This window comes from uncultured Jannaschia sp. (assembly GCF_947494055.1).
Lineage (GTDB): Bacteria > Pseudomonadota > Alphaproteobacteria > Rhodobacterales > Rhodobacteraceae > Jannaschia.
Genome location: NZ_CANLTR010000219.1, coordinates 1 through 310, shown reverse-complemented (window position 1 = coordinate 310; position 310 = coordinate 1). Strand labels below are relative to the sequence as shown.

Genomic DNA, 310 nt, shown 5'->3' with positions numbered 1-310 from the left:
CTGGGTGCTTTCGCGGAAGCCGTCCCTTGCCCGGCAGTGTATTGCCGTAGGCAATGTCACGAGAGGGGTCATCGCCAAAAGCTCCTTGCGGCCGTATTCATCGGCTCCCACGACCACCAGAACACATTGTTTTTCCTCGGCCATGCGCGGCTTGAAGTAAACGCCATCGGCCCAGATGTAGAGAAACCGCCGCGCGCCGGGGTCGCGCTTCTGCCAAGCCTCATAGTCCTTCGACCAATCTGCCTTCAGCCGTGCGATGGTCTTGGCGGACAGGCCCTGGGCGTTCGGCCCCAGCAGGGCAGCCAGCGCC

At 62.9% G+C, this 310-nt stretch carries 1 protein-coding gene; it reads right to left on the bottom strand.

Going from position 1 to position 310, the window contains the following annotated elements:
• Positions 1–310: transposase (locus Q1A87_RS23925; protein WP_299657411.1), on the bottom strand; the 310-nt coding region annotated here is incomplete at both ends.